Annotated in this window: 18 protein-coding genes; 9 read left to right on the top strand and 9 right to left on the bottom strand. The window is 57.4% G+C overall.

The features are described from left to right. The first annotated feature begins 5 nt into the window (after positions 1–5). From CKALI_RS10040 to CKALI_RS10030, 3 genes are all read left to right on the top strand, one after another. Positions 6–500 (top strand): hypothetical protein, encoded by a 495-nt coding sequence (locus CKALI_RS10040; protein ID WP_156193222.1) that lies wholly within the window; start codon positions 6–8, stop codon positions 498–500. Positions 501–511: 11 nt separating this feature from the next. After that, the gene (locus tag CKALI_RS10035; protein ID WP_156193221.1) at positions 512–1,060 is read left to right on the top strand and encodes a hypothetical protein; all 549 of its coding nucleotides are present in this window, start codon (positions 512–514) and stop codon (positions 1,058–1,060) included. Between the two features lie 137 nt (positions 1,061–1,197). Next, the gene (locus CKALI_RS10030; protein ID WP_156193220.1) at positions 1,198–1,710 is read left to right on the top strand and encodes a hypothetical protein; all 513 of its coding nucleotides are present in this window, start codon (positions 1,198–1,200) and stop codon (positions 1,708–1,710) included. On the opposite strand, the gene CKALI_RS10025 is transcribed toward CKALI_RS10030, so the two are convergent. The 6 genes from CKALI_RS10025 to CKALI_RS10000 are packed head-to-tail and all read right to left on the bottom strand — an operon-like array spanning position 1,634 to position 8,989. Further along, entirely contained in the window at positions 1,634–3,229 is a 1,596-nt protein-coding gene (locus tag CKALI_RS10025) for a GTPase family protein (protein WP_156193219.1), read from the bottom strand. The two genes, CKALI_RS10030 and CKALI_RS10025, sit on opposite strands and share 77 nt — an antisense overlap. 1 nt (position 3,230) lies before the next feature. Then, a complete protein-coding gene (locus tag CKALI_RS10020) occupies positions 3,231–4,892 on the bottom strand; it encodes a dynamin family protein (protein ID WP_156193218.1) in 1,662 nt (553 codons plus the stop codon). A 23-nt stretch (positions 4,893–4,915) separates the two neighbouring features. Continuing rightward, the gene (locus CKALI_RS10015) at positions 4,916–5,617 is read right to left on the bottom strand and encodes a hypothetical protein (protein ID WP_156193217.1); all 702 of its coding nucleotides are present in this window, start codon (positions 5,615–5,617) and stop codon (positions 4,916–4,918) included. After that, positions 5,617–5,856, bottom strand: a complete 240-nt coding sequence (locus CKALI_RS10010) for a DUF6457 domain-containing protein (protein ID WP_156193216.1) — start codon at positions 5,854–5,856, stop codon at positions 5,617–5,619. Before CKALI_RS10010 ends, CKALI_RS10015 begins: the two co-directional genes overlap by 1 nt. Next, on the bottom strand, positions 5,846–6,676 hold the full coding sequence (fdhD, locus tag CKALI_RS10005; protein WP_156193215.1) for a formate dehydrogenase accessory sulfurtransferase FdhD: 831 nt from the start codon (positions 6,674–6,676) through the stop codon (positions 5,846–5,848). The genes CKALI_RS10010 and fdhD overlap by 11 nt, the downstream gene beginning before the upstream one ends. Then, positions 6,677–8,989, bottom strand: coding sequence for an FdhF/YdeP family oxidoreductase (locus CKALI_RS10000; RefSeq protein ID WP_156193214.1), 2,313 nt, complete (start codon positions 8,987–8,989; stop codon positions 6,677–6,679). A 244-nt stretch (positions 8,990–9,233) separates the two neighbouring features. Between CKALI_RS10000 and rplN the strand changes: the two genes are divergently transcribed. Genes rplN through rplE form a run of 3 tightly spaced genes read left to right on the top strand, consistent with a single transcriptional unit; the run spans position 9,234 to position 10,494 of the window. Further along, positions 9,234–9,602 carry a 50S ribosomal protein L14 gene (gene rplN, locus CKALI_RS09995; RefSeq protein WP_156193213.1) on the top strand — a complete coding sequence of 123 codons (369 nt, stop codon included), beginning with the start codon at positions 9,234–9,236 and terminating at the stop codon, positions 9,600–9,602. Positions 9,603–9,605: 3 nt separating this feature from the next. Continuing rightward, positions 9,606–9,920: a 50S ribosomal protein L24 gene (rplX, locus tag CKALI_RS09990; protein ID WP_156193212.1), complete on the top strand. Its 315-nt coding sequence runs from the start codon at positions 9,606–9,608 to the stop codon at positions 9,918–9,920. A 1-nt stretch (position 9,921) separates the two neighbouring features. After that, the gene (gene rplE, locus CKALI_RS09985) at positions 9,922–10,494 is read left to right on the top strand and encodes a 50S ribosomal protein L5 (RefSeq protein WP_156193211.1); all 573 of its coding nucleotides are present in this window, start codon (positions 9,922–9,924) and stop codon (positions 10,492–10,494) included. An 85-nt stretch (positions 10,495–10,579) separates the two neighbouring features. On the opposite strand, the gene CKALI_RS09980 is transcribed toward rplE, so the two are convergent. Together CKALI_RS09980 and CKALI_RS09975 are read right to left on the bottom strand one after the other, a co-directional pair. Then, positions 10,580–11,509 carry a diacylglycerol kinase gene (locus tag CKALI_RS09980; RefSeq protein ID WP_156193210.1) on the bottom strand — a complete coding sequence of 310 codons (930 nt, stop codon included), beginning with the start codon at positions 11,507–11,509 and terminating at the stop codon, positions 10,580–10,582. A 5-nt stretch (positions 11,510–11,514) separates the two neighbouring features. Continuing rightward, on the bottom strand, positions 11,515–13,146 hold the full coding sequence (locus CKALI_RS09975; protein ID WP_231580458.1) for an FAD-binding oxidoreductase: 1,632 nt from the start codon (positions 13,144–13,146) through the stop codon (positions 11,515–11,517). 269 nt (positions 13,147–13,415) lie between these two features. Between CKALI_RS09975 and CKALI_RS09970 the strand changes: the two genes are divergently transcribed. Both CKALI_RS09970 and CKALI_RS09965 read left to right on the top strand, forming a co-directional pair. Beyond that, complete coding sequence (locus tag CKALI_RS09970) at positions 13,416–14,003, top strand: TetR/AcrR family transcriptional regulator (protein WP_197079685.1); 588 nt, start codon at positions 13,416–13,418, stop codon at positions 14,001–14,003. Continuing rightward, entirely contained in the window at positions 14,000–15,571 is a 1,572-nt protein-coding gene (locus CKALI_RS09965) for a glycerol-3-phosphate dehydrogenase/oxidase (protein WP_156193208.1), read from the top strand. Before CKALI_RS09970 ends, CKALI_RS09965 begins: the two co-directional genes overlap by 4 nt. A 337-nt stretch (positions 15,572–15,908) precedes the next feature. Here the strand turns inward: CKALI_RS09965 and aceA are convergent, their stop codons facing one another. Then, positions 15,909–17,204, bottom strand: a complete 1,296-nt coding sequence (gene aceA / locus CKALI_RS09960; protein WP_156193207.1) for an isocitrate lyase — start codon at positions 17,202–17,204, stop codon at positions 15,909–15,911. Between the two features lie 443 nt (positions 17,205–17,647). Here aceA and glcB point away from each other — a divergent pair, with 443 nt between their 5' ends. After that, complete coding sequence (gene glcB / locus CKALI_RS09955) at positions 17,648–19,852, top strand: malate synthase G (RefSeq protein WP_156193206.1); 2,205 nt, start codon at positions 17,648–17,650, stop codon at positions 19,850–19,852. Positions 19,853–19,991: the final 139 nt, after the last annotated feature.

The raw sequence follows: 19,991 nt of genomic DNA, 5'->3' as shown, positions 1-19,991 counted from the left end.
AAACTATGCACCTTTATAGCGTGATCTCACTGACGGCACAGATGTGGCTGCTTCCGGCTCTCGTCTGTTTTGGACTGTTGTATCTCCTGGAACCACGAGTATGGGGCCGTCGCCAGCCACGTAGGTGGTGGTTTTACGTAGTGGCGCTACTCATTGGCGCCGCATTCACCGCGACGCTCCCATCACTGATCGAACGTCTCCATCTGGACGCACTCGGGGTCTGGCCGATGTTGACGGTCCCCGTTGCCGCACTCTGGCAGGTATTTTACAGCGCCAAGCGAAGCGTCGACCCCTTCTACTGCACGTTATGCGTGGTTTCCGGCTCATGTCTCTTCGTTGCTATCGATTCGCTTATGACTGGCCCCGGCGATGGCTCAGACACGTGGAGCGTTGGGCTCTTTTTCAGCTGGTGGTTCCTTGGGGTGCCCCTGGCGATCATTGCCTTTTTGCAAACGCTGGTCTGGGTTTTAGGGAAAATTCCTGGGTCGTGGACCAAGTAAAATAGCGCACTATGAACGTCTTCACCGACAACGTCGTCTGCTACGCCGCGCTCATTTACTGGTGGATCCCCTCTGCAGTGTTCGGGGCGTTGCCGTTGATCTTGGAGTTGTGCCGCCGGAAGAAGTTGCCACCGAACCGGATCAAGCCTGTGTGGTTCTACCTAGGTGTGATCGCTCTGGTGCCAGTGACCACATTGCCCACAATCGCGATCGCATTCCTGATCGATGGCGGTTGGCTTGTGCCCGTAATTCTCGGGCTGGTTATTGTAGTTCTCGCTGCGTGGATCATTCGCTACAGTCGCCCCCGCAGCTTCGATCCATTTCTCGGGGTCTGGGTGGCATGTAACACGATCTGCGTCATGATCTTCGCATTTAACGTGGCCAATCCACCCACTGACACGAGCTTCTTCGGGCTCGAGTATGTGTTGGTGTGGGCGTGGATCGGCCTTCCCCTCGTTGTGGTCGCCCTGATCTACGTAGTTACTTCGCGCCGGTGGCACTCTGAAGCTGCTCACGAAACTCCAGATAGCGTCCACGCACATCCAGCAGCGGAGCAGTAATTTCTGCCTGCGACATTTCGGCAACATCCCGGCGTAGTGCCCGCCTCATGCGGGAGCAGGACAGATCTCGAAAACGAACATCACTGCCATTTACCGGTTGCGCTAGCTAAAATTGGGCATACTAGAAAGGACAACCGATGATCGAGTTTGTCACGGTAGCGCTCAAGTATTGGCTCATTCCGGCTATCGCCATTGGCGCACTGCCCGCAGTGCTGCAAGCGACGAAACATAAGGGTCACGGGGCGTTTTACGTTGGGGCTACCTTGATCCCCGTTCTGGTCGCCCTCGCGGGCTACCTTCTGGCAATCGCTGATGTTATTTCGATCGTTGTGCTGATTTGCGCAGTGGTCCTCGTGGCGGCTGCTTGGATTATTGTTCGTAGTCGTCCCAGGACTTTCGACCCGTTTCTAGGCGTCTTGTGCACGGTGAATGGACTATGTGCACTATTGCTTGGGACCACGCTGTGGCAGCGACCCAGCCCAGACGAATACCAGTTTGCAGGAATCGAATACCTCATGGTGTGGAGCTGGGTCGGGCTACCGCTGGGTGTCATCGTGCTGCTATCTGTGCTCTTTAGCGGCCGGTGGCACTCTGAAGCTGCTCACGAAACTCCAGATAGCGCCCACGCACGTCCAGCAGCGGAGCAGTAATTTCCGCCTGCGACATTTCGGCAACTTCCCGGCGTAGTGCTCGCCTCGTGCGGGAGCGCACACCGGAGCTGATGAAACCACCGAAGACCGCGGTGAGCAGGCCAAGCAGAATACCGAGGAGCACTCCGCCCAGAATCAGCAAGGTCGGAATCGGCCAGCCCTCCACATCCGGAGTGAGGTCCTCGCCAAGCAGCGGAACTAGCGCGCCAGGGAGGAACGCCACCAGCAGGTACCAGATCACGCCGACCAGTGCTGCGAGCAGCGCGAGCCACTGGATAAAAGTGAACAGGCCCCAGGCCTTACTTGGCTGGGCAGGAAGGCGAGTGCCGGCGGCAGCGCGGTCCAGCTGCTCAGGCAGCTTCTCGACGACAGCTTCCGTCTCATCATGCAGCGCATCCGCCCACCGTGCTGGCAGGCCAGCTTCCAGCACAGCTGCGTAGTCACGCACGCCGCGATTGGCTACTGCCCGCCTGGAAGCGTCGAGTGCTGGCATGGAGGTGCGGTGCACTCCGACTTCGTCGGCGTCCTCGCGCAGTCCCAGGCGACGGAGCGGATCGGGGCGCAGGCGCAGCATCCAGGAAGTGAGGAGCCAGCCGGTGGCCTGGCCGAGGCGCTTGCGGTAGGCGGCTGCGGTGGCGCGGGAGATGTGGTCGGCGCCGGCGGCTTCGGCCAGGGCGTTATCAAGGTTCTTCTTTGCTGAATCCGGCACCTTGGATAGCTTTTCGGAGCCAAGCAGTGGGCCGGTGGCGGCCGCGATGTCGGCCTCTAGGCGCGCGCTCTGAGCCTTGTGATCGGAAGCGACCTTCGCGATGGCCGCGCGGATATCATCCACACCCGCACCTGTCTTGGCGCTGGTGGCAATGACCTTGATCTTCTTTAGACCATCTTCAACCAATAATTGTTCTAACGAATTCTTGACTGGACCCAGGTCTTCAGGGCGTAGCTTGTCGGACTTATTGAGTACCGCCAGTGTGACGGCGCTGTGCTCTGCGTGTGGCCGGATGAAGTGGTCGTGGATGATAGTGTCGGCGTACTTTTCCGGGTCGGTCACCCACACCAGAACATCCACCTGTCCAGCCAAACGGGTGGCGATCTCCCGGTGGATTGGTTCGACGGAGTCGAAGTCAGGCAGGTCCAGCAGGATCAACGGCCCAGCGTTCTTGGCAAAGTCCCCGGGCCGGTTGCGCCGGTCTTCCACTTCGAGCCAATCCAAGAGTTCCTCGGAACCTTCCGGGTGCCACACGGCGGCCAAAGGAGAGGATGTAGTAGGTCGGCGGGCAGCTGTCTTGCCCAGATCCTCGCCCACAACCGCATTGAACAGCGACGTCTTGCCGGAGCCAGTGGCACCGAAAAAACCCACCACAGTGTGTTCGGCAGACAGCGCGCGGCGCTCCGCAGCGCTGGCGATTACCTTGTCCAGGCGTTCCAGCTCCTCGGGAGTGTAGATGCCCTCAGCGAGTTCCGTGGCCCTCTCCAGAGCTTCGAGACGCTGAGTGAGAGTTGGCTTCGACTTAAACACGTTAGGCACCTGCCTTTACAGCTGCGCGCAGCTCATCGGCATCGGTTCCGGCATCGAGCACATCGGTGATCTCGCGATAGCGGTCGCGCTCGGTGAGGAAGAGATCCTCAATTCTTTCGTCCAGATCCTGACGAGCCTGTTTTGCCATCTTGCGGACGGCTTCCTCGCCGAAAATGGTCTCCAGCATCTTTTGCCCGAGCACCGCGGAACCACCAGCAATCGCGACCTCACCGCCGGTAAGTCCAGCGGTGGAAGCAAACACCACCAGCATCAATGCGACGGTTACCACGTTCAGTCCGAAGGACATCAGGCGCGCCTTCATGCGCTTGTCGCCGGCGCTGTCCTGAATCGAGTTCATCAAGCTGGCCTGCCAATCACGCACGAGCTGTGCAGTCTCGTCAGAGATGTTCGTGCTTGCATGTGCCAAAACGGGGCTTGCCGACGCCCGCAGCTCCGGAGCCACTGAGCCCAAGTGAGACCACGATCGAGCGGCTGCGGTTTCGGCGGCATCGACGATCACGGCATGCAAACCAGCCTCAATCTCCGTTTCCACTTCCCGAACCGGGGCAGGCTTGCCGGTGAAGAAGCTGCCGATGCGGTCCACAGCTACGGAATACCAGCGCTCGACGGTACGGAAAGCATCGGAGGTGCCCACGAAGTCTTGCCAGCGTTGCATCACTTCCTTGCGCAGCAGGTTGCCGTCCTGGGTTGCGGCGATGACTTCATCACGTCCGCGAAGGTAAACACCGTCGATGGCATCGTCCAACTGATCAGCAAAGTCCTCTTCTCGCTCCTTCGTAGCAGCAAGCTTCTCCACTTTGCCCGCAATCTGTGCCAGCACGCCGTCGACGGTCTTGAGCGCCATGTCGCGACGGGCAGCGGCATCGCCAGCCAGCACTTCGAGGTGCTGGGATAGCTCGGAAACGAGCTCAGGGGCGAGCAGGCCAGAGAGGTGCTCGATGTAAGGAACCGTGATGAGCTTGGCGCCACCGAGACCCGCATCGGACATCATGCGCTTGAGGTCTTCGGGAACCGTCTTCATGGCTTCTTCGTCCACGCGGTTGAGGACGACGATCACCTCGATGTCGCGGCTCGCGGCGTCGTGCAGGAAGTTCCACACCAGCTGGTCGGCGTAGCGCGCCGGGGTGGTGACGAATATCCACAAGTCCGCGGCGGCGAGAAGTTGGGAGGCCAGGGCGCGATTGCCATCGTCGATCGAATCGAAGTCAGGGGCGTCGAGAAGCGCCAGGCCCGGTTGGATGTGGTCGGTGGTGACGGTCCGCAGTGTCGTGGCGGTGGGATTCGCAGCGGCCTCGCCACGCTCGCGGGCAAGCCCAGGGAGGACCTCGCTGGAAGCGAACCACGCTTCATCCTGTGGATTGGTGACGAGCACCGGCTGACGCGTGGTTGGTCGGATCGCACCAGACAGGCTGACCTGCTGGCCGACGACCGCGTTAACCAGCGTGGACTTTCCACTGCCCGTGGAACCGCCGATCACTGCCAGGAGTGGGGCATCGACGTTGGCGAGGCGGGGCAGGACGTAGTCGTCGATTTGCCGTGCCAGGGCATCTGCAGTGTGCTGAGCTTCGGGATCCAGCGTGAATGAAGAATCATTCAGCAAGTCCCGAAGCTCGGTCACTGTGGCAATGGAGTGCTCGATCATTCCTCCATTGTTTCAGAACTTTCTTATTCCACGTTGGTGGAAGCCCCAGATTGCTGCAATTCTGTGATGGTGGCGGCGACTGATAGACCAATTGACAACCAGGCTGCCATTGAGCTGAACATCAAGGAGCCGATTACCAATACGATTCCCGAGGCGATCGACATCGGGCGAGCGATGGACTCGGTTTGGGCGCGCACGGCAAGCGCGATCTGAGCTACACCAATAGCGAATGGCAAGGTGATTGTGGCGAAGAACCAGCCGTCGCTGTATTCGTCGGATCCGAAGACATAATGCAGGTATGTCGCTGCCTGGAACGCTGCAATGATCAGCGCAAACACCCACGCCCACGTGTAGTGAGACTTCGATCTAGCCCACTTGGCCGGCATAAATCCGACAACCACGGCGCCAAATGTCAGCGCGTAGCCGACAATACACAGCAGGCCGGTGATGTTGATGACCGGGTCGCCCTGCTCGGATGTTAGGGCGACAAGGAGCCAGCTGGCCCAACCCACAGCGCCGGCAGCACTTCCCAGAAACGCGAACGTGCGGAACGCTGGTCGCTGTTTGGCGGTGACCGCTGCAACCACCACGAACCCGATGCCGAGTAATGAAGCAAGGCTCAGCGCGATCCAGCCGGCTTGCCAGCTCAGTGGAGTGTCGATTTTGATGCTTGCAAGGGCTAATGCCTGGATGGCAACGCCTACAGCCAGCAGCGTCCGGGTCATTACGCTTGTTTCTCCACCAGCGCAGTGACCTTAGCGATCTGTTCGCGAATCTCTGCAGCAGATGCCCCGGAACCGACAGAAAGCCCTACCAGGAAGGCAGACAGGGGAGCCGCCGGACGAATTGCATTATGCGCAATGTCGCGGGTGAGGTCCAGCAAGTCATCGCGCACCTCCCCAATCAGTGCTGGGTCGGTGCCAAGCTCCTCGGACACCTGCGCCAAAAACTCATCAAGCTTCATCGGTCTCAACCTCTCCGGAATAGACGTTCATTCTGTTTTCTCTAGTAAACCCGGTCAGTAGCAGCCCGGACTCCTTTGCCAGGTCCACTGCAAGCGAGGTCGCGGCGGATACCGCCACCAAGCCCGAGAAACCAGCCAGAATGGCTTTCTGTACTAGCTCAAACGAGGCTCGTGAACTCATCACCAGAAGTAGCTCACGCGCCGGGAGCTTATCTTCTTGCAGCAGAGCGCCGATCACCTTGTCCGCGGCGTTATGGCGGCCGACATCTTCTCGCACGACGAGAGGTTCACCGGTGAGGGTGAACGCGCCAGCCGCATGGATGCCTCCGGTGCGTCGAAAAGCGTGCTGATCTTGCTGCAACACGGCTGGCAGCGACATGAGCAAGCTTGCCGACGGCCGGACCGGCGAGATCTCGTAGCGCTGTCGCTTCATCAGCTGCTCGATCGAAGCCGTCCCGCAAATGCCGCACGCTGAGGTGGTGGTGACATTGCGGATGAACTCGATCGGCATGTGGCCCGCGCGGGTGGTCACGTCGATGACGTTGTAGGTGTTCTCGCCGTAGGGGCCGACCGATCCCGCGCAGTAGCGCATGGTCAGGATGTCGGACGCTTCAGCGATGAGGCCTTCGGCGTGCAAAAGCCCGGTGACTAGCTCGAAGTCGTGACCTGGGGTGCGCATCGTGGTGGTCAGTGATTGACCGTCGACGCGAATCTCCAGGGGTTCTTCCACGGCGAGAGCATCGGCGCGGGTATCAGGGGCAAGGCGCCCGTCGTCACGGACAATCCGAGTGACGCGGGCGCTGCGAGTAATTCTTCCCATTTAGACGTTGACGTCGACCTTCTCCACGTCTTCCGCGCGCTTGCCCAGAGGCTCGAGGCGAACAACGACAGACTTGGACACTGGGGTACGAGACTCATCGGCGAAGGAATCCACCGGTACGAGCACGTTGGCCTCCGGGAAGTATGCGGTCACGCAGTCCTTAGCGATGGAGTACTCAACCACGCGGAAGTTAGGGGCGCGACGCTCCTCGTTCTTCCACACGGACACGATGTCGACCAGGTCGCCATCCTTCAGGCCACGCTCGCGGCAGTCCTCAGGGTTGACGAAGACCACGCGGCGACCGCCCTTGATGCCACGGTAACGATCATGAAGACCGTAAATGGTGGAGTTGTACTGATCATGGGAACGCACCGTGTTGAGGAGCAGTTGACCCTCTTCCAGTACCAGTGGCTCCAGCTTGTTCACGGACAGGTGAGCCTTGCCATCAGGGAGATTGAAGACGCGCTCGCGTGGACCGTTCGGCAGCATGAATCCGCCAGGAATCTTGATACGGCGGTTGTAATCGGTAAAGCCTGGGATGGTTGCCTCGATGTGATCACGAATCACGTCGTAGTTGTCCTGCATTGGCTGCCAGAAGTCATCACCGAAGATGCGCTTGCCCAGCTCGGTAGTGATCCAGATTTCGGACTTGAGGCCCAGGTCAGCGTTTGCCTTGCGCTCACCGATGGAGGCATGCACGGAGGATGCGGAGTCTTCCACGGTCACGCACTGAGGGCCGGAGGCCTGCATATCGACGTCTGTCCTGGCCAATACCGGGAGGATCAGGGACTTCTTGCCTGGCCACAGGTGAGAGTTGTTGAGCTTGGTGTTCAGGTGGACGGTCATGTTGTGCTTTTCCATGCCGGCCTCTGCACGGGAAGTGTCGCTTACCACGCGGACGTAGTTGCCGCCCATGGACATGAAGAACTTGGAGCGGCCCTCCCACATGGCCAAGGTGGCGTCGACCGTGGAGTAGCCATGTTCACGCGGAACCTGGATACCGAAGCGGCTCTCGAGTGCTGCGGAGAACTTCTCTGCAGGTGCTTCGGTGATGCCCATGGTGCGGTCGCCCTGGACGTTGGAGTGGCCACGCAGTGGTGCAGTACCTGCGCCCGGCTTGCCAATGTTGCCGGTAAGCAGCAGGAAGTTGGTCATCTCGCGGATCGTTGCCACCGCGTTCTTGTGCTGGGTGACACCCAGGGTCCAAGAAACGATCGCAGTAGCGGATTCTTCCACCATGTCTGCGACCTTTAGGATCTCGGCCATAGTGAGACCACAAGACATCAGGGCGGCTTCTTCATCCACGTTCTTCAGATGCTCGATGGTCTCATCAACGTTGGAGCAGAACTTCTCCAGGAATACGTGGTCGATGGCATCGCGGCGAATGAGCTCGCGGTTGAGCAGCTGCATAAAAGCCATATCGCCGTTGAGTCGGATCTGCAGGTAGACGTCGGCAAGCTTTGCTGCCTTGCCCAGCAGGCCCTGTGGGGTCTGTGGGTCCTTGAAGCCCATCAATCCAGCCTCTGGCATTGGGTTCACGGCGATGATCTTGCCGCCGTTCTTCTTGCAGTTCTCCAGCGCCTTCAACATGCGAGGGTGGTTGGTGCCCGGGTTAGAACCCATCGAGATGATGAGGTCAGTGTTGTAGAAGTCTTCAATAACAACCGAACCCTTGCCCAGGCCGAGCGTGGTGCCCAGGGCCTTACCGGTGGAGTCGTGGCACATATTTGCGCAGTCCGGCAGGTTGTTGGTGCCCAGGCGGCGGGCGAGGAGCTGGTAAACGTAGGCAGACTCGTTGGAGGTGCGTCCGGAGGTGTAGAAGATGGCGTCGTCCGGATTCTCCAGCGTCTTCAGCTCTTCGGCGATGAGATCGAGAGCCTCATCCCAGGAGATCGGGCGGTAATGAGTATCGCCCTGTTCGCAATACATTGGGGTAGTAAGGCGACCCTGGCGACCCAGCCAGTAGTCGGTCTTATCGCGCAGTTCCATGATGGAGTGCTCTGCGAAAAACTCCGGAGTAACGCGACGGCCGGTGGTTTCTTCGGCAATTGCCTTGGCGCCGTTTTCGCAAAACTCGACCACGCCGTGATCTTGCTGTGCAGGGTCAGGCCAAGCACAACCCGGGCAGTCAACGCCACCAGGACGGTTCATCTTCAATAGGGGAGCAAGACCATGTTCTTGTACACCATAGGAAAGGCCCCACAGGGCGCCGGGTAGACCTACAGCGGAAGTCTCACGCTTACCCACCTTTGGGTGGTCAAAGCGATTGGCTTTCTCATTGACGGAGGAAACTTGGACGAAGGAGGAAGTCATGGCCCCTAGTCTATTGACTTCTATGAAAAAGAGAAGCTTGAGTGCAAAAGAGATGGAATTTTGTTGCCTTCAGCCTGCGTGTTAGGCTGTTGCAGTTGCAAAACCCGTGAGTTACATAACCCCAGCTCATTGCTGAGGAATGTGCCCGGTTCTTTTTCATGCTTTTACCTTTGCAACACCGACCGCGTGCGTTCGGGACGGAAATCCGGCGCACATCAAGATTCAACCAGGTCAGGAGACCCTAGTGATTCAGCAAGAATCGCGTCTGAAGGTTGCCGACAACACTGGTGCACGTGAAATCCTGTGCATCCGCGTTCTCGGTGGCTCTACTCGACGCTTTGCTGGCATTGGCGACGTCATCGTCGCTACTGTCAAGGAAGCCACCCCAGGCGGCAACGTCAAGTCTGGCGAAATCGTCAAGGCCGTAATCGTTCGTGCGAAGAAGGAAACCCGTCGTGCAGACGGCTCCTACATCCGTTTCGACGAAAACGCCGCCGTCATCATCAAGAACGACAACGAGCCGCGTGGTACCCGTATTTTCGGCCCAGTTGCTCGTGAGCTTCGTGACAAGAAGTTCATGAAGATCGTTTCTCTCGCACCGGAGGTGATCTAACTTATGAAGATCCATAAGGGCGACAACGTACTCGTCATCTCCGGCCCAGACAAGGGCGCTAAGGGCAAGGTCATTGAGGCTTTCCCTAAGACCAACAAGGTCATTGTCGAGGGCGTTAATCGCATCAAGAAGCACGTTGCCAACTCCGCACCTGAGCGTGGCGCTGAGTCCGGCGGCATCGTAACCCAGGAAGCTCCAATCAACGTTTCTAACGTGATGGTTCTGGACTCCGAGGGCAACCCAACTCGCGTTGGTTACCGTGTAGACGAGAACGGCAAGCGCGTCCGTATTTCTCGTAAGAACGGGAAGGACATCTAAAATGAGCGAAAACTACACCCCTCGCCTCAAGACCCGTTACCGCGAAGAGATCCGCACGAAGCTGAACGAAGAGTTCTCTTTCGACAACGTCATGCAGATCCCTGGCGTCGTCAAGGTTGTTGTCAACATGGGCGTCGGCGACGCTGCTCGTGACTCCAAGCTGATCAACGGCGCACTCGAGGACCTCACCGCAATCACCGGTCAGAAGCCAGAGCTTCGCCGTGCGAAGAAGTCCATCGCAAACTTCAAGCTCCGTGAAGGCATGCCAATCGGTGCCCGCGTTACCCTGCGTGGCGACCGTATGTGGGAATTCCTTGACCGTCTCCTGACTGTCGCTCTCCCACGTATTCGTGACTTCCGCGGCTTGTCCGACCAGCAGTTCGACGGCCACGGCAACTACACCTTCGGTCTGAACGAGCAGACCATGTTCTACGAAATCGACGTTGACAAGGTCGACCGCCCACGCGGTATGGACATCACCGTCGTTACCACGGCTACCAACAATGACGAAGGCCGTGCGCTCCTCCGCGAGCTCGGCTTCCCATTCAAGAAGCCTGGCCAGTCTGAGCACTAGTTTTTACTGGTAAAATTTAGCCCCTACTTAGGACGTTTCATTTGAGAATCGTCCCTGGTAGGGGCTATTTTTGTTGCGCAACTTGCTAAGGATGAGGGACTAGATACAAACCCTGATCAGGCGCAATCTCATATGTGATCGGAAGATGGCGGAACAAGTCGCCATCCGCATACACCGGCATATGCTTGATATCGATTCGAATCTTCTTGGCTCGGTATTGCGCGATTCCCGACTTCTCGGTCAGGCTCCCTGAATACAGCATCTTCATTTTGGTAAGCAACGACCGACGGGGCATGTATGGCACAACCGTGAGGTCGATGACACCGTCGTTATGCTGCGCCCGTGGGCAGATCTTCATGCCGCCACCGTAGGATTTGGTGTTTCCCACCGCGCACAGCACGACTGGATCAGTGAGGGTTTTGCTGTCATCCAGTGTGATTGTGCAGGGGATTGGCCGAAGATTCAGCAGTTCGATTCCAATGCTAAGTAGGTATCGAGCCGGACCTTTAGGCCATCGGATGGTATTGGTGCGTCTAGTTACTAGGGAATCAAAACCTTGTGTGGCAATTGTTCCAAAGTACCTTTCGTAGCCATCGTCAGTTGTCATTTTTATCAGGTCAGTGGTGGTGCAGAAGCCTTCAGCAATAACATCTGCCGCACGCTCTGGGTCGAGTGGGATGTGATACTCCCGGGCGTGGTCGTTTCCGGTGCCCGCCGGGATGATACCCAATGGCGTGCGGGAATTGGCTTGGGCCTGGAGCGCCAGATTGATCAGTCCATCCCCACCGCACACGACCAAGGCATCGACGCCTGGATTCTTCAAAGCCTCCCGAGCTAACGCTGCAGATGCCTCGGGTGAGCTGCCTTCGAGGCTGACAACATTAATGCCAAGATCGATGAATCGTTTGCGGGCGGCGATGCTTGCTTCTGCGGCGCGCCCTTTTCCTGCTTTCGGATTGGTGAGCACGGCTACATAGGAGATATCCCGCGACTCAACTTTCGGTTCAATATGCATGGGCGTTAGGCCTGCGAACTCACAAGCTTGCCAGGGTTCAAAATGCCTGCAGGATCGAGAGTGCTCTTTATCGCCTGCATGAGCTGAATACCGACCGCACCAATCTCATGTGGCATGGCGGACACATGATCTGTTCCGATGGCATGGTGGTGCGTGATCGTGCCGCCATTGTCCACGATTGCCTTCATTACGCGGACCTTGGCAATTTCCCACTGCTTACGAGGTTGATCGTTTTGGGTGGCAACGACTGTGAAGTACAGTGAGCAACCGTTGGCATAAACATGGGAAACATGACACAAAACCAGGCACATCGTGCCCGACTTCGTCAGCTCATCAGTCAGCGCAGCAGTGACCTGCTTCTTTAGCCGAGCAACGTTAGACCAGTCAGTAGCCGTCTCAAAGGTCTCGCACAGTGCGCCAACGTCCAAGAGCGAGTCGCGCAGGACTGGGGAGCCAAAACGGCCCTTTTCCCATTTGCGTACGGGGGCTTCGCCGATTGATTGGCCACCAAGAGAGAGCAGCAATTCACGAGTCTCCTTATGGCGCGACTCAACGTGATCCGGTGAGCCTTCGTACATAGTCAGGCAGAGGCAACCCTTGGGAGCCGCGCCCTCTTTGGTGCCGATGGAGTCCGTGGACGTCAAATTGGTGGCGGACTCAACTTCGTCGGAAAGCCGAATTACAGTAGGGCCAGTGCCGGTCTGTTCGACCATGCGTACGGCGTTGACACCGGCGTCGAAATTCGGGAAGACGAAGGCTTCGTAAGCTTTAGTCTCCGGGATTGGGTGAACGTTGCAACGAACTCGAGTGATGATGCCGAAGGTGCCTTCGGATCCTAGGAAAATCTCGCGCATGTCAGGTCCAGCGGCGGAGGAAGGAGCGGCGTGACCTGGCTCGATGATTCCTTGTGGGGTCACCACGGTCATGCTGCGAACCATCTCATCAAAGCGACCGTATCCTGCGGAGTTTTGACCGGAAGAACGGGTGGCCGCAAACCCGCCAATGGTGGCGTATGGGAAAGATTGCGGAAAATGCCCGAGCTGCAGGCCGTGCTTGGCCAGTTCAATTTCTGCATGCGGGCCGGACATTCCAGCGCCCAGAGTGGCCTCACCTGAGATCGGATCAACATCCTCTACAGCATCAAACCGGGCAAGATCCAGGCTGATGACCGCTCTCAAGCCACCGTCAAGTGGCGTGACGCCACCGACCACACTAGTTCCGCCACCGAATGGCACCACGGCAACCTTTTCCGCAGTGCACCATTGTAGGACCTTGAGCACTTCGTCCTCGGTGGCTGGAGTAACCACGGCGTCGGGGCAGGAAATGACATCAGCGAGACGAGTGTCCAAAAGGTCAAAGTAGGATTTGCCGAGCGCACGTGGGACGCGCTGCTCTCGGTCTGTGGACACATGTTGGGAACCGACAAGCTTCTTGAGGGCGTCGAGGTCGGTGTCGCTTAGGCGGACTTCGCTGAGCTTAAGATCTTCAAGCGCAGGAATTGGGCGCGGCTGCGCACTACCGAGGATTGAATTCAACATATTCTTGATGCTGTCCGAGAGAGGTTTGCGCTCTTCCATCGTTCCCCACAGGCCAAAAGCCATGGGCGGGGTAGGCATCGACATAGATGGTGTGTTCATGATCCTGACACTACCGCTGGCTTATCGACGTTCCTATAGGTTCCGCTTTACAGATTTGGAGAATCTGTCCAACTAACGGCGATCTTCCTGCACCAACGGTGTTTACAGTTTGTTGGCAAGTGTAATTGAGGGAACTGGTGGGGTTCTGGGTGTAAAGCGCCGGAACACCTTCTTGACCTGCTGGGATGTCGATTGTTTTCTGTAGTGACGAGCGAAGTGTAACTTGACACCCATTGCGCATCTGTAAAGAACGGTTTGATAATAGGGACGTGAGTGCAACGCGGGTACGTTCAAAGACGGACATTGATGCTGCCATTTTGGCGGCGGCTAAGGAAAGTGTGCTTACACACGGGATTTCCAAAACCACGATGTCCGGGATTGCCCGTTTAGCAGGAATTTCTCGCCCCTCACTTTATGCCAGGTATCGCAATGTCGACGGAATCATCACCAAGGTAGTAACTCGAGAACTGTTGCAACTCTTGAGGCAACCACGAGCGATCCCAACGACAGGCCTAGATCTGGTGACGTTCATTGTCGACTGTACGAAGGCAGCCAGTGAAAATCAGCTGCTGAAGATCTTCATCGAGCATGATCCCGGACTGATTCACACGTATCTTTTTCAGCGCTTTGGCGAATCTCAGATCCGAATCATCGGGATCGTTGAGAGATCGATCGAATACATCCAAAGCATTGATCCCACTATGACAAAACGCGGTCCCCGCGAGCTGGCGGTCACAGTTTTGCTCACAGCTCAGCAATTTGCACTGGCATCTCACATAGTGCAACCCATCTACGGAGAAGCTCACCCATGGGAAGCTGAGCTTTCCGCACTACTGAAAGGTTATTTGCTCTCATGACTACCCAACGATCCGAATTCGGTACTGCACTCAACGCTAGGCGACGAGCACAGGACATCGAATACCTACAGTCCGATCCTGAAGACATCGACATGATTGTCATTGGCGGTGGCATCACCGGCGTAGGAGTTGCGTTGGATGCTGTAACTCGAGGTTTGAATGTGGTGCTGCTAGAAAAGCACGATCTCGGTTTTGGTACCTCACGCTTTTCCTCCAAGCTGGCGCACGGCGGTTTGAGGTACCTTGCGAAATTGGAGGTAGGGATTGCCTACCACTCCGCCTGTGAGCGAGGCATCTTGATGGAAGTCAATGCGCCCCATCTAATCCACAAACTGCCACAGGTAACCATCCTCGGAGCAGACACGAACATCGTGCAAAAGGCACTCATTCGCATGGGGTACCTAGCGGGCGACATGCTGCGAATTGCTGCGAGGACTTCGAGTAAAACACTGCCGCGCTCTCGTTTCGCCAATAAACAACGCACTCTCGAGCTGGTCCCCACGGCATCTCGTGAGAAGCTGGTCGGATCTTGGGTCAACTTCGATGGGCAAATGGTGGACGATGCTCGAATTGTCACGGCAGTCGCGCGTACTGCCGCTGGTGAGGGCGCTCGAATACTGACCTACACGGCAGTGGACTCCGCCACTGGCGAGGTTGTCACCTTGACCGACACTCTCAGTGGTAAGAGCATGACGGTCAAGGCAAAGTGCGTGGTGAACGCAACCGGTGTGTGGGCGGGCGGTTTGGATAAGGATATTAAGATCCGGCCGTCGAGAGGCACGCATATTATTCTTGATTCCGAGCTGTTCGGTAACCCCACTGGCGCGCTGACCGTACCACTACCTGGCTCTTTCTCGCGGTACCTGTTCATTTTGCCAGAGCAATTGGGCCGTGTGTTTATCGGTTTGACTGATGAGGAAACCCCCGGTGAGATCCCGGATGTTCCACCGACGCCTGAAGAGGACATTCAGTTCATCATTGAGAATATTAATCGTGCCTTGGATAAGAAGATCAGCCGTAAGGATGTCATTGGTGCATTCACTGGTCTGCGTCCACTCATCGACCAAGGCGGGAATGCTGGGACCGCAGATGTGTCTCGCCGACACTCGACTATTGAAGCAGACAACGGCCTGATCTCCATCGTCGGCGGTAAATACACAGAGTTCCGATTGATGGCGGAAGAGATTGTGGATGAGGTGCTTTCTCGCCGAAATCTGCCGGCATCAGGATGTGTCACTAGAAACTTCCCTTATGTAGGAGCTCGTGCGCACCGTGAATTCCGGGACGTGCGGCCAGAACAGCTGCATGGGTTGCCACAGTCCCTGGTTGAACGTTATGGCTATGAAGCTCCGACCGTGGTTGAAGCGGCAACACTTTCGCAGCCGTTGGCAAAGGTTGCGGGTTTGGACATTACGCGCGCAGAGTTCGAGTATGCAGTAACTCATGAGGGGGCACTGACCGAAGGCGATATCCTAGACCGACGTACCCGCGTTGGGTTGGTAGAGAAAGACCGTGTGGCCGCGGCTCCTGTGGCCCGTGAAGTTCTGCAGTTACACAATCTGGGATAGGAAGCGCTGATGATTTTTCGAAGTGTAGTTAATCGGGCTGTCGCAAAGTTGCAGGTAGCGAGCCCAGTTCTCACTGGCCGGTTGATTCAAGCCGCAACATCTCGAGGTGGGGGCAAGTCTAAAGCCCCAACGTCGGGTGGGCGAGTGAGTGGTCTTGCTGCAGCAGCTGTTGCAGCAAGAATCGAACCAGATTGGAAACCGGAACGCACTGACGGTATTGCGACCGCGTCGAAGATTGCCGCAATTACTCCGGAAGGTGCTCGGGAACTAGCGGGCTCATAGAAGCAGTGCGGGGAGTTTCCAAAATGGAAACTCCCCGCACTGGCATTGTGAAGAATTAGTGGAACTGCTCTTCCTCGGTGGAGCCCTTCAGGGCTGCGGTGGAGGTGTTAGGGTCCACGGTGGTTGCGATCTGGTCGAAGTAGCCTGCGCCAACTTCACGCTGGTGCTTGACGGCGGTGAAGCCGCGCTCTTCGGCAGCCTTGAACTCGCGGTTCTGCAGGTCAACGAAGGAAGTCATGCCGTTGCGTGCGTAGCCGTGAGCCAGGTCGAACATGCCGTAGTTGAGGGCGTGGAAGCCGGCCAGGGTGATGAACTGGAACTTGAAGCCCATGGCGCCGAGTTCGCGCTGGAACTTAGCGATGGTGGCATCGTCGAGGTGCTTGGACCAGTTGAAGGATGGGGAGCAGTTGTAAGACAGGAGCTGGTCTGGGTACTCGGACTTGACGGCCTCAGCGAACTTCTTAGCTAGCTCGAGGTCTGGGGTACCGGTTTCCATCCAGATCATGTCTGCGTATGGTGCGTACGACTTCGCACGTGCGATACATGGCTCGATGCCGTTCTGAATCTTGTAGAAGCCTTCTGCGGTGCGCTCGCCGGTGATGAATGGGCGGTCGCGCTCGTCGACGTCAGAGGTGATGAGGGTAGCCGCCTCAGCGTCGGTGCGGGCGATGACGACGGTAGGGGTGTTAGCGACGTCAGCTGCCAGGCGCGCAGCGTTCAGGGTACGGATGTGCTGCTGGGTCGGGATCAGAACCTTGCCGCCGAGGTGGCCACACTTCTTTTCGGAAGCGAGCTGGTCTTCCCAGTGGGTGCCGGCGGCGCCAGCAGCGATCATTGCCTTCTGAAGTTCGTAGACGTTCAGCGCGCCGCCGAAGCCGGCCTCGCCGTCTGCAACGATTGGAACGAGCCAGTCTTCAACGGTGGTGTCGCCCTCAGCGCGGGCGATCTCGTCGGCACGCAGCAGTGCATTGTTGATGCGGCGAACAACGTTAGGGACGGAGTTGGCTGGGTACAGGGACTGGTCCGGGTAGGTGTGACCGGAGAGGTTGGCGTCACCTGCAACCTGCCAACCGGAGAGGTACACAGCCTGCAGACCAGCGCGAACCTGCTGGACAGCCTGGTTACCGGTCAGTGCGCCGAGTGCGTTGATGTAGGAGTCATCCTTGCGGCTAACCTTTTCCCACAGGATCTCTGCGCCGCGGCGTGCGAGGGTGTGCTCTTCGACGACGTTGCCCTGGAGTTCAGCGACCTGCTCGGCGGTGTAGTCGCGGGTGATGCCTTCCCAGCGTGGGTTGGTGTCCCAATCCTGCTGGATCTCGGCGGCGGTACGTGGCTTGCCAACGTTGCTCATTGTGGTGCTCCTTAGAGTGCGAATAATGGCGGTGAACGTTTGTCGCTTGGAGTAGCTGTGTTCTGCGACATGACTCACAGCATGTGTGATTTAGCTCTCGCCGTCAACGAGTTTGAGGGGTTAACCTTTGCTTGGGGGTGATGGCCCCTTTTGTTAATTTTGCAAATCTCTGTATTGACAAAGTTGATGTGATCCATGTCTCAGAAGTTCCGCTACCTGGATGGATTGAACACTGTTGAACAAACGGGCGGAAGGGGAAAACTGGTGAACTGGGACACATTTGCAGCTTTTGAGAGAATGTAGGCGGGGGTATTTTTCCTCAAGGCCTTAACTTTGTGATCGCCGTCACCTAGATTGGGCACTACCTCACTGAGACACTCTGCAACGCCCTGTGAAGCGGTTCGCAAAGTTTGTGATGAGCCAAACCGACCCGGAGGAGAGCCATGAGCGCACCACTGAACATCCAGTTCCAAGAACCACACACCGAGCGCGTCGAAGTCGGTGGCATGAATGTCGCCCGCGTGCTCTACGACTTTGTCAATGCTGAAATCCTGCCTTTCGTTGGCAAGGATGCCGACCACTTCTGGAGCGGCTTCGGCCGCATCGTGCGCGATTTCACTCCACGGAATAAGGAACTGCTTGCCCGTCGCGACGAGCTGCAGTCCAAGATGGACCAGTTCTACCGCGAGAACCCAGGCCAGCCTGATCCGAAGGCACACGAGCAGTTCCTCCGCGAAATCGGTTACTTGGTCGATCGTCCAGCGCCAATGCCTATCCGCACCGCGAATGTCGACGAAGAAATCGCTTCCATTGCAGGCCCGCAGCTCGTGGTTCCAGTCCTCAATGCTCGCTTTGCTATTAACGCTGCTAACGCGCGCTGGGGCTCGCTTTACGACGCTCTTTACGGCACCAACGCCATCTCTGACGAAGGGGGCGCAGAGAAGACTGCCGGCTACAACAAGGTTCGTGGCGACAAGGTAATCGCTTGGGGCCGTGATTTCCTGGACCGCGCGATTCCGCTTGAGGGCATTTCCCACAAGGATGTTGAGAAGTACAAGATCATGAGCGGCGAGTTCGTCGCAAAGGCTAACGGCGACGAATACCGCTTGCAGGATCCGAAGGCTTACCGCGGCTTCCGTGGCACACTCGATCACCCGGAAGAGATCCTGCTGCGCAATAACGGCCTGCACATCATCTTGGCGCTGGATCCAATGTCTCCGATTGGTTCCACTGACAAGGTGGGACTGAAGGATATCATCCTCGAGTCTGCTGTCACCACCATCATGGACTTCGAAGACTCCGTTGCTGCCGTTGATGCAGAAGATAAGGTTCAGGGCTACCGCAACTGGCTCGGTCTAAACACTGGTGAGCTTTCTGAAGAGGTCACCAAGGGTTCTGAGACCTTCCTGCGCACGATGCACAAAGACCGCATCTTCACTGGTCGCAATGGGGTGGAGATCCGCCTGCACGGTCGTTCCCTGAATCTGGTGCGCAACGTCGGCCACCTGATGACCAATCCAGCGATCCTCATCGATGGGGAAGAGATCTTCGAAGGCATCATGGATGCCATCATCACCTCCGCCGCTGCGATCCCTGGCATGGAAAAGCGCAATCAGTTCCGTAATTCCCGTACTGGTTCCATCTACATCGTGAAGCCAAAGCAGCACGGTCCAGACGAAGTTGCCTTCACCAATGAGCTCTTCGGTGCTGTTGAGCGCCTGCTTGACCTGCCAGAGTTCACGCTGAAGGTTGGCGTTATGGACGAAGAGCGTCGCACCTCCGTCAACCTCGACGCCTGTATTCAGGAAGTTGCGGACCGCCTCGTGTTCATCAACACTGGCTTCCTGGACCGCACCGGCGACGAGATTCACACCTCCATGCAGGCCGGAGCCATGGTTCGCAAGGCTGACCTGCAAAAGGCTGCTTGGAAGATGGCCTACGAAGACAACAATGTCGATGCCGGTATCGCCAACTCTCTGCCGGGTAAGGCCCAGATCGGCAAGGGTATGTGGGCAATGACCGAGCTCATGGCCGAGATGCTGGCGACCAAGGGTGGTCAGCCACGCGAGGGTGCCAACACCGCATGGGTCCCATCCCCAACCGGCGCCACCCTCCACGCCACCCACTACCACGAGGTTTTCGTCACTGACGTTCAGGAGCAGCTGGGTCGCGGCGGACGTCGCGAGAACTTCTCCGAGCTGCTGACTGTCCCAGTCGCCCCAGACACCAATTGGAGTGACGCGGAAAAGAAGGAAGAACTGGATAACAACTGCCAGTCCATCCTCGGCTACGTAGTTCGCTGGGTTGAGCAGGGTGTTGGTTGCTCCAAGGTGCCAGATATCCACGACATCGACCTCATGGAGGACCGCGCTACCCTGCGTATTTCCTCCCAGCTGCTCTGCAACTGGCTCGTTCACGGAATCGTGACTGAGGATCAGATCGTTGATTCCTTGCAACGCATGGCAGTGGTCGTCGATAAGCAAAATGCTGGCGATGTCACCTACCTGCCGATGGCTGCCGACTATGACGCGTCCATCGCGTTCCAGGCAGCTAAGGATCTGATCCTGTTGGGTGCGAAGAGCCCATCCGGCTACACCGAGCCGATCCTGCACCTGCGTCGCCGTCAGTTCAAGGCAAAGAACGCCTAAAGCTTCTCGACGCTCATCGACCACCTCTCCTTTATGGGGGCGGTGGTCCTTTTTTATGGCTCAGTTTGGGAAAACCTCATTAACCGCCCCTTAGGGGTAAACGATGTTCCCCATCACAGTTTCGCTTCCCTTGTGACTT

The sequence above is a fragment of the Corynebacterium kalinowskii genome, from assembly GCF_009734385.1.
Lineage (GTDB): Bacteria > Actinomycetota > Actinomycetes > Mycobacteriales > Mycobacteriaceae > Corynebacterium > Corynebacterium kalinowskii.
Note: the sequence above shows the minus strand (reverse complement) of the source record. Positions and strands in the feature narration are given on the sequence as shown.

What these genes read in the sequence shown, in the direction of transcription:
- CKALI_RS09965 (WP_156193208.1), top strand. Translation starts at nt 14,000, where the DNA reads ATGACTACCCAACGATCCGAATTCGGTACTGCACTCAACGCTAGGCGA.
- CKALI_RS10000 (WP_156193214.1), bottom strand. Translation starts at nt 8,989, where the DNA reads ATGACTTCCTCCTTCGTCCAAGTTTCCTCCGTCAATGAGAAAGCCAAT.
- glcB (WP_156193206.1), top strand. Translation starts at nt 17,648, where the DNA reads ATGAGCGCACCACTGAACATCCAGTTCCAAGAACCACACACCGAGCGC.
- CKALI_RS10010 (WP_156193216.1), bottom strand. Translation starts at nt 5,856, where the DNA reads ATGAAGCTTGATGAGTTTTTGGCGCAGGTGTCCGAGGAGCTTGGCACC.
- CKALI_RS10035 (WP_156193221.1), top strand. Translation starts at nt 512, where the DNA reads ATGAACGTCTTCACCGACAACGTCGTCTGCTACGCCGCGCTCATTTAC.
- rplE (WP_156193211.1), top strand. Translation starts at nt 9,922, where the DNA reads ATGAGCGAAAACTACACCCCTCGCCTCAAGACCCGTTACCGCGAAGAG.
- CKALI_RS09980 (WP_156193210.1), bottom strand. Translation starts at nt 11,509, where the DNA reads ATGCATATTGAACCGAAAGTTGAGTCGCGGGATATCTCCTATGTAGCC.
- CKALI_RS09975 (WP_231580458.1), bottom strand. Translation starts at nt 13,146, where the DNA reads ATGAACACACCATCTATGTCGATGCCTACCCCGCCCATGGCTTTTGGC.
- CKALI_RS10015 (WP_156193217.1), bottom strand. Translation starts at nt 5,617, where the DNA reads ATGACCCGGACGCTGCTGGCTGTAGGCGTTGCCATCCAGGCATTAGCC.
- aceA (WP_156193207.1), bottom strand. Translation starts at nt 17,204, where the DNA reads ATGAGCAACGTTGGCAAGCCACGTACCGCCGCCGAGATCCAGCAGGAT.
- rplX (WP_156193212.1), top strand. Translation starts at nt 9,606, where the DNA reads ATGAAGATCCATAAGGGCGACAACGTACTCGTCATCTCCGGCCCAGAC.
- CKALI_RS10040 (WP_156193222.1), top strand. Translation starts at nt 6, where the DNA reads ATGCACCTTTATAGCGTGATCTCACTGACGGCACAGATGTGGCTGCTT.
- CKALI_RS10030 (WP_156193220.1), top strand. Translation starts at nt 1,198, where the DNA reads ATGATCGAGTTTGTCACGGTAGCGCTCAAGTATTGGCTCATTCCGGCT.
- CKALI_RS10020 (WP_156193218.1), bottom strand. Translation starts at nt 4,892, where the DNA reads ATGATCGAGCACTCCATTGCCACAGTGACCGAGCTTCGGGACTTGCTG.
- fdhD (WP_156193215.1), bottom strand. Translation starts at nt 6,676, where the DNA reads ATGGGAAGAATTACTCGCAGCGCCCGCGTCACTCGGATTGTCCGTGAC.